This window comes from Dyella sp., from assembly GCF_036568765.1.
In the GTDB taxonomy this organism is placed as follows: domain Bacteria; phylum Pseudomonadota; class Gammaproteobacteria; order Xanthomonadales; family Rhodanobacteraceae; genus GSA-30.
Genome location: NZ_DATCRY010000078.1, coordinates 42,313 through 50,049, shown reverse-complemented (window position 1 = coordinate 50,049; position 7,737 = coordinate 42,313). Strand labels below are relative to the sequence as shown.

The window sequence follows — 7,737 nt, the reverse complement described above, 5'->3', positions numbered from 1 at the left end:
GATGAAGGCAGCCCCGATCGGGCTGCCCCAGCCAGTCACCAGGTCGAAGCCGGCGACCGCATTGAAGGTGGTGCCGCTACCGGACGAAGGCTTGTTGCTGCCGCTGGTGATGTCGTGGAACAAGCTGTGATAGCTGGCGCTCAGTCCCAGCTGGTAGAGCTTGGGATTGACGAAGCCGACCGTGCCATGGCCTGCCGCCACTGACTGCTGATTGGCGAGGGCGAGCAGGCCTGCCCAACGCGGGGCTGCATAGCTGGTACCTGCTACGCCGGTTTCCACCGAGCCCTGGCTGACGGTGATGTTGTCGAAATCGCCTTCCATGGACAGATCCGGGTCGTTACGCAGCGTGGTCGAGCCCTTATTGGTGCTGGTGATTACGCCGGCCGCGCTCTGGTAGGACGGAATCGAATAGCCGGCCTTGCTGTAGAAACCGCCGCCGCTGGCGCCATAGATCCCTTCGAACGTATCGCCCCAGCCGGTCTCCGATACCCAGGCGCCGCCCGCGCCGTTGGTCACCAGCGACGTACCGCCGACATCTAGGATGTTCGGATCGAGCGAGGGCGGATCCCAGGTGCGGGAGTTGTATGAGCCGTCGTCGCCGCTGGCGTTGAGGAAGGTCTGGCCTTGTGCGGCGAATTGCTTATAGATGGGATCGTCCGCGCTGCCGAAGTCGCCACCGCCCCAGGAGCTGCTGATGACCTTGGCGGTGTTGTCGGTCGCCATCTGGTTGAGCACGTCGGTGGCGCTGTCGCCCTCGTAGAACAGCACCTGCGAAAGTCCCGGTGCCATGCCGACCACGTTACCGATGTCGAGCACCTGCTCGCCATCGTCGCAACGCGAGTTGCAGGTGCCGCTGAAGCCGTTCACCAGCACGTTGTGCACCGGTACGGACGATGTCGTGCCCGTCTTGCTATAGAACAGCGCGAGGTCGCTGGCCTTGTAGCCTTCGAAGGAGAAGATCGCCACCGTCTGGCCGGCGCCTGTGAGCGAGCCTGAGCCGTAGTAGGCAGCGCGGATATCGCTGGGCACATAGTTGCCCGACGGACCGGATCCTTCGGCATGGGCCAGCGCCTTGATCTGCTGCATCACGGTGCCGCGGCGCATATGGTTGTGCGGCAGATTGACATCGGTCAGGCCGGTAATCTTCAACAGCGGCACGCCAAGATCGACCGTCGGCTCGCGGTCGGGTGCAAAGAAGCTGCGATCTTCGGTCGGGTGCCTATAATCAGTCAGCTTGATATGTAATGCACGATCGATCGTCTCTACGGGTGCCTGCACGTCGACGAGGCGACGATTAGGCACGATACGGGTGACGGTAAACCCATTGACCTGGGCCCAGCCCACCACTGCGTCGTAATCGGCTTGGGTCGGAGCGAAACGATCGGCAAATTCCTGTGCGCTCAGGTAATGGTGGTAATTAGGACTGTGCGGGTCGTAGATCTGCTGGATGAGGCTGTCCAGTTCGGCTTCGTTGCGTAGCGGCAGATTGAGCGCCAGTTTCTTGACTTGAGCGGTCTGTGTATCGCCCAGGCGTGCGGCTTGGCCGCTGCTTACCGCGTCGGGCACTTGAGTGCGCATGATCCGGTTGATGCCGGTGCCGACATCGGCGGCATGTGCATCGACGCCGACGGCAACGACGGTGGCGAAAATAAAGGCGGGCACGAGCTTGCGGGCCAACACCCGGCGGACAGGGACAAACTTCATATCGGCGACTCTCCAGTAAGTGGGTGAACCTTTCGACCGCTTATGAAAAACCGAATATCGTGCATCCTTGCGACGCGTTGCGGTGGCGCGTCATGCATGCATCGTTTTGAAAGACGAATGCGCGCGTGAAAACCCCACCTGCAGATGCGAATTTTTTGCGTGCCGCAATTGAAGTGTGACGAGCAAACCAAATTGCGCTCCATTTCATTCATCAACTTCTAAATTGCGTAAAGAAGAAAATGAAAAGCCGCAAGCTTTATGAAAGCTCGCGGCTAATGAAAGCGATTTTCCTAACGTAATTTCTTTCTGAAATTTCGAAATCAGAGTTGGCTCATGCCGCCATCGACGATAATCTCGCTGCCGACGATAAACGCCGACTCGCGGGCGGACAGATGCAGCACCGTGCTCGCCAGTTCCTCCGGACTGCCGAAGCGACCGAGGGGCACCTGCGCCTGAATTTGCGCCGCTGTAGCTTCGAGCGTGGCGGCGTCCATACCCAGCTTGCTGTAGAGCGGTGTGCTGATGGGCCCGGGGCTGACCACATTGACGCGAATGCCACGCGGCAACAACTCGGCAGACAATGTCTTGGCGAGCGAAATCAGCGCCGCTTTGCTTGCCGCGTAGACGGAAGAGCCTGGCATGCCGATGTGGGCGTTGATCGAGCCGTTGATCACAATGGCCGCGCCGTCGTTCAAGCGGGGCAGCAGCGCCTGAAGCTGGAAGTAAGCGCCCTTGACGTTGACATCGAAGTTGGCGTCCCAGAGGGTTTCGTCGACTTCGGCGAACGGCGCGAATTTGGCTGCGCCTGCGTTGATAAAGACGGCATCGAGGTCGATGCCGCGTGTGGCCAGCTCATCGGCTAGTGTGCGGGCCGCCGGCAACGAGGCGGCATCGTTGCGCAGAGCGACAGCCGCAGGGCCGAGTTCGGCCTGAGCCTGCGCCAGGGAAGCGGTGTCGCGACCGGTGATGACCACTCGCGCGCCTTCGTCCGCATAGGCTTTGGCGGCGGCCAGGCCGATGCCGCTGTTGCCGCCGGTGACCAGGACGGTTTTGCCGGTAAAACGTTGCATGGGTTGTCTCCTTGGGTTTGGGTTGGACAAAGCTTGCGCCCCGATGGAGGGTTTGCCGTACCATTCTTTCGACGCACTCGTTCGAAAGGTTCGAATATGTTGTCCGATGACGAATTGGCCTTGCTGCAAGCTATCCAGGGCAGTGGCAGCCTCACTCGGGCGGCAGCCCGGCTAGGTAAAGCACCCTCGACCGTTTCGCATGCGGCCCGGCAATTGGAGGCGCGTTTCGATGCTTTGTTGTTCGACCGGCGGCGCTATCGCCTGCAACTGACTCCGGCCGGTCGCCTGTTGGCCGAGGAGGCGGGCAGGCTGGCCCTGGACGTGTCCCGTCTGACCCGACGGGTCAAACAGGTGGCGCATGGCTGGGAGGACCGCTTGTGGATCGTTACCGATGAACTGCTCGAGTACGAACTCCTGTTGCCGGTCATTCGCTCCTTCGACGTACTGGACTCGGGCGTGGCTTTGCGCGTGACTCATGAGGTGCTTGGGGGCACCTGGGAGGCCTTGCTGGACGGGCGCGCCGACCTGGTGATTGGCGCTACCAACGAACCGCCCTCGATGCCGCGCTTGCAATGGTTCGAACTCGGGGTGATCGAGTGGGTATTTGCCGTGTCGCCACGGCATCCACTGGCGAAGGTGACGGAGCCTCTTCAACAGGAGCAGTTGTTGCCCTACCGGGCGGTGGTGGTAGGGGATTCCTCGCGAGCGGCGCGTCATCGCGGGTATGGGGTCTTAGGCGGGCAGGCGACGCTGGCGGTGCCGACCATGCGAGCCAAGATGCTTTCGCAGCGCGAAGGTTTAGGCATCGGTTGGTTGCCGCGCGAAAGAGTAGCGCCGTGGTTACGGAGCGGGGCGCTTGTAGAAAAGAAGATGGCTGAGCGGCGCGAGCCGAATACGCTGTACGTCGGATGGCGTGGGGATCATCAGGGGCGTGCGTTGACATGGTGGGTAGAGCAGCTGCGGCAGCCGAGACTGGCCAAGCGGTTGACGCAGGGAGTCGCCGTTCCGCCCTAGTCGCGAAACTGGTTGCGAAACGTGGCTTATGTCCACCCTCGCCATCGGTAGACCCACAAACCCAGGTGCTCCCGCAGGCATTGTGCGGTCACCGTCAGCGCCGCACGTCGCGGCCACCAGGAGTTCGCGGCGCCGATGTAGCCATCGGGCGTTGGCGCGGCGATGACATTCAGGCCTTGCCGTGCAAAGCTGGCCTGCGCGCGCGGCATGTGAATCCCCGATGTCACCAACAAGATGCTTTGCAGGTTCTTCTGCCTGAGCAGAATCGCAGAATGGACAGCGTTCTCCCGCGTGTTGATGCTGGTATCTTCCACTAATAGCGCTGCAGCCGGCACGCCGCGTCGTGTAAGCCGGTCCGCCATCTTGCTCGCCTGGTCTGCGCCGGACACTAGCAGCACGGTGGCTCGACGCTGGCGAAATAGTTCGAGTCCGAAATCCATGCGAGTAACCGGTGCGTCGGCATCGTCATCGCGCCATGCCGGGTCGTCCGGCAGCTTGCCGCCGCCGAGTACAACGATGGCATCGGCAGTGGGATAGGTCCGTGGTTCGCGCTGGGTATAGCGTTGCTCCAGGCCGCGCTCGAGCCAGTTGGCGAAGGCGGGGGCGGCACATAGTCCCAGCCAAACCATAGCGACCGTCGCGCTGACTACGGCAAGCCGGTAGTGACGCCCTTGCAACAGCAGTGCGCCGGCAACAAGCAGCAGCGCGCTTTGCACGGCGGGGTGGAGCAGGCGGTCGATGTGTTCGACGAAACCCATGGAAATCCAGGCGCTGCGCGATCTTCTTACGGACACCCGATAGTCTCGCAAGGGGTATGCCGCGCCCCTATCCAACCAAAGGCATAGGCAGGCTGGCTGGCTGCTATAGATCGTTTGCGAACGTTTTAGTCAAGGGCCTTTCGTGTAGTGTGAGTCACACTTTCAGACATTGGTGTGACCGCATATGAACATTCTGCGTCGCGTTCTGATGCTGGGGTTGGCCGTGTCGTTGACGGCCTGCGCCACAGGGGGAAGCACAAGCGCACCGCCCAAACCTGCCGACGATGCTCAGGCGGTCAATACCTACCTGATCGGCGTGGACGACCAGTTGCAAATCACCGTCTGGCACAACCCGGACTTGAGCGTCAGCGTCCCGGTGCGTCCTGACGGACGGATCACGGTGCCGCTTATCGGCGACGTGTCCGCCGGCGGCCGCACACCGGAACAGGTTTCGACCGAGATTCGCGACAAACTGCAGGCCTATGTGCGCGATCCGCAAGTGGCCGTGATTCTCACGGCATTGCGCAGTCATGAATACCTGTCGCGCGTACGCGTCACCGGTGCCGTGCGCAGCCCCATTTCGATTCCTTACCGACAAGGCATGACGGTGCTCGATGCCGTGCTTGCCGCCGGCGGTACCACCGAATTTGCCGCGCCCGATCGCACGGAATTGTACCGGCGCGGCGCTAACGGTGCGGATACCACTTCATACGCGGTGCGGCTGGAGAAGATCCTGCAGCAAGGCGATTTGGCAAATAACTATCCGGTTCAGCCGGGTGACGTGATCACAGTGCCGCAGCGGGCGTTCTGACGTTCGGAGCCTTACGCAGACGGATGTCGCACAGGGATGCCCAAGGGGGATGCAATGAGCGGTGAATTGATACCTTTCGGCGGCGCGTTGCCGACGTTGTTGAGTGAAGGCAAACGGCGGCGACTCGCCATGGCCGGCCTGTTCGCGGCCATTGCCTTGACCGCTCTGGTCGTGGGGATGCTGTGGCCTCGCAAGTACGAGGCGTCGACCACGATTCTGGCGCAGGAGAGCAATATCATCGCGCCATTGATGGAAGGTGCGGCTTCGCCGACAGGCAACAAGAACCGTGCGGGTATTGCTCGTGATGTGATCTTCAGCCGTAAGGTGATGGACCAGATCCTGGTCACCGGCGGCTGGATGGCCTTGAAACCGTCGCCCGTCGAGCAGGATCGCCTGATCGAAGGCATCAAGTCGCGCACTAGTGTACAGACCTCGCGCGACAACCTGATCACGATCAGTTACTTCGACTCCGAGCCAAGGCGCGCCTACGAGGTCACCAAAAAGTTCGCACAGTTGTTCATCAGCGAAAGTCTCGCCTCCAAGCAACGCGAGAGCCGCGAGGCTTATGAGTTCATCAACAGCCAGGTCGAGGCGTATCGCACCAAGCTGACGGACGCGGAAGCCAAGCTCAAGGCCTATCGCGACGCCAACGCCGACGCGCGGCCCGGTAGCGAAGCCGATACCAATGCGCGCATCAGTCAGTTGCGCAGCCAGATCGAAAGCACGCGCATGTACATGATGGAGAAGCAGTCGCAGCAGGCGGCGCTATCCGCACAGCTGAACGGCGAATCGGAAGTCAACGCCATCCAGACGGTCGGCGGTGTCTATCAGGCGCAGCTCGCCGATTTGCAGGCTCAGCTTGACCGACTGCTCCTTACGTATACCGATGATTACCCGGACGTCATTCGCATTCGTCACCAGATGCAGGATGTGCGTGCGCAGATGGAGCGTAGCCAGAGCGCACAGCGTGCCGGTACGGCCATGCCTCTGGAGGGCAGCGTGCAGATGAATCCGCTCTACCAGCAGTTGAAGATTCAGCTGGCGGGAGCGCGCGGCGATGCCTCGGGTGCGGCCGCGCGCATCGCGGCCAGTGAATCGATGTTGCAGTCCGAGCTGGAGCGCAGCAAACGCATTGCCAATTCGGAAAACGTCACTGCCGAGTTGACCCGCGACTACACGGTCAACCGCGATGTCTACCAGGATCTGCTCAAGCGTCGCGAGAATGCACGCGTGTCGATGAACCTGGATGCCGAGCAGCGCGGACTGACATTCCAGATCCAGAATCCCGCCATGGTGCCGCTGGTGCCCACAGGTCTGCGCTTCATGCACTTCAGCCTGGCGGGTATCGCCTTGTCTCTGGCGGTGCCGCTAGGTTTGCTTTTCGCACTGGTGCGCTTCGATCCGCGCGTGCGCTCGGTCTGGCAGCTGGAACAAGGCACCGGTCTGCCGGTGTTGGCCTCCATACCGTTCTATCCGACGCCGCGCGATCGTCGGCGCGATCGTCTGCATAACCTGGTTCTGCTGCTGGTCATTGCCGGTGTGGCTGCGATCTATCTGGTGATGCTCTGGCTGCGTTTGAAGGGGTGGACATGAAGAGCGAAGACGGTGAAAAGATCTTCTCCCATCGCATCAGCGATGTGCTGGAAGCTGCCGCCAACAACATCGAGGCGCGCACATCGGGCAGTCATTCGATCGCTTTGATGAACCAGAAAGGCACGGCGCTTGCGCCGGTGCAACTGGAGGAGCGCCGGCTGATTCACCGCGAGGAGTCGGCGCGAAAGCATTCCGATGCATTCCGCGGCATTCGAACGCGCCTGTTGGAGATGGCCGGTCGGCATAACTTCATTACCTTGATCGTGCCGGTCAGCCCGCATTGCGGCGGCAGTTTCGTAGCGCGCAATCTGGCTGCGGCCTTTGCGTTCGACGAAGCAAAAACCAGCCTGCTGGTCGATTGCAACTTGCGTTATCCCAGCCAGCACAAGGCATTGGGTGTGGCGCCTTCACGCGGCGGCTTGATCGATCTGCTCGAACATCGGGCCGGTGGTATCGAGACCGTGCTCTATCCGACCGGAATTCCGCGTCTGCGGTTGATTCCTGCAGGTACGGCGCGCGAGAACGGTGGCGAATATTTCTCGTCGGCACGCATGCGCATCGTGCTCGACTCGCTGCGCAGTCGTTATGCGGATCGCTACTTGTTCCTGGACGGTCCGGCCATCAAAGGCTCGCCGGACGCGAGGATTTTGTCGGACTTGGCCGATTTTGTGGTGGTAGTCGCAGGCTACGGCCGTGACACGCCTGCATCGATCAGCCAGGCAGTGGCAAATTTCGAGCCAGAAAAACTGGCCGGCGTGGTGTTCAACCAGACGATGTGAAGCGCACG

7 protein-coding genes are annotated in these 7,737 nt (G+C 61.3%); 4 read left to right on the top strand and 3 right to left on the bottom strand.

The window, feature by feature from the left end; all coding sequences use genetic code 11:
• A partial coding sequence (locus tag VIM98_RS06065; RefSeq protein WP_331992201.1) for a S53 family serine peptidase occupies window positions 1-1,704 on the bottom strand: 1,704 nt, incomplete at its 3' end.
• Window positions 1,705-2,024: 320 nt separating this feature from the next.
• Complete coding sequence (locus VIM98_RS06060; protein ID WP_331992200.1) at window positions 2,025-2,774, bottom strand: SDR family oxidoreductase; 750 nt, start codon at window positions 2,772-2,774, stop codon at window positions 2,025-2,027.
• Between the two features lie 96 nt (window positions 2,775-2,870).
• On the opposite strand from VIM98_RS06060, the gene VIM98_RS06055 reads away from it, so the two are divergent.
• Entirely contained in the window at window positions 2,871-3,788 is a 918-nt protein-coding gene (locus tag VIM98_RS06055) for a LysR family transcriptional regulator (RefSeq protein WP_331992199.1), read from the top strand.
• A 26-nt stretch (window positions 3,789-3,814) separates the two neighbouring features.
• Here VIM98_RS06055 and VIM98_RS06050 read toward each other — a convergent pair whose 3' ends face one another.
• Complete coding sequence (locus tag VIM98_RS06050) at window positions 3,815-4,546, bottom strand: YdcF family protein (protein ID WP_331992198.1); 732 nt, start codon at window positions 4,544-4,546, stop codon at window positions 3,815-3,817.
• A gap of 184 nt (window positions 4,547-4,730) precedes the next feature.
• On the opposite strand from VIM98_RS06050, the gene VIM98_RS06045 reads away from it, so the two are divergent.
• The 3 genes from VIM98_RS06045 to VIM98_RS06035 are packed head-to-tail and all read left to right on the top strand — an operon-like array spanning window position 4,731 to window position 7,729.
• Entirely contained in the window at window positions 4,731-5,357 is a 627-nt protein-coding gene (locus VIM98_RS06045; RefSeq protein ID WP_331992197.1) for an XrtA/PEP-CTERM system exopolysaccharide export protein, read from the top strand.
• A 54-nt stretch (window positions 5,358-5,411) separates the two neighbouring features.
• Window positions 5,412-6,950, top strand: a complete 1,539-nt coding sequence (locus tag VIM98_RS06040; RefSeq protein WP_331992196.1) for an XrtA system polysaccharide chain length determinant — start codon at window positions 5,412-5,414, stop codon at window positions 6,948-6,950.
• On the top strand, window positions 6,947-7,729 hold the full coding sequence (locus tag VIM98_RS06035) for a polysaccharide biosynthesis protein (RefSeq protein ID WP_331992195.1): 783 nt from the start codon (window positions 6,947-6,949) through the stop codon (window positions 7,727-7,729). The genes VIM98_RS06040 and VIM98_RS06035 overlap by 4 nt, the downstream gene beginning before the upstream one ends.
• Window positions 7,730-7,737: the final 8 nt, after the last annotated feature.

Excerpts from the sequence above, each read along its gene's own strand:
- VIM98_RS06050 (WP_331992198.1), bottom strand. The coding sequence starts at position 4,546 with ATGGGTTTCGTCGAACACATCGACCGCCTGCTCCACCCCGCCGTGCAA.
- VIM98_RS06035 (WP_331992195.1), top strand. The coding sequence starts at position 6,947 with ATGAAGAGCGAAGACGGTGAAAAGATCTTCTCCCATCGCATCAGCGAT.
- VIM98_RS06040 (WP_331992196.1), top strand. The coding sequence starts at position 5,412 with ATGAGCGGTGAATTGATACCTTTCGGCGGCGCGTTGCCGACGTTGTTG.
- VIM98_RS06055 (WP_331992199.1), top strand. The coding sequence starts at position 2,871 with ATGTTGTCCGATGACGAATTGGCCTTGCTGCAAGCTATCCAGGGCAGT.
- VIM98_RS06060 (WP_331992200.1), bottom strand. The coding sequence starts at position 2,774 with ATGCAACGTTTTACCGGCAAAACCGTCCTGGTCACCGGCGGCAACAGC.
- VIM98_RS06045 (WP_331992197.1), top strand. The coding sequence starts at position 4,731 with ATGAACATTCTGCGTCGCGTTCTGATGCTGGGGTTGGCCGTGTCGTTG.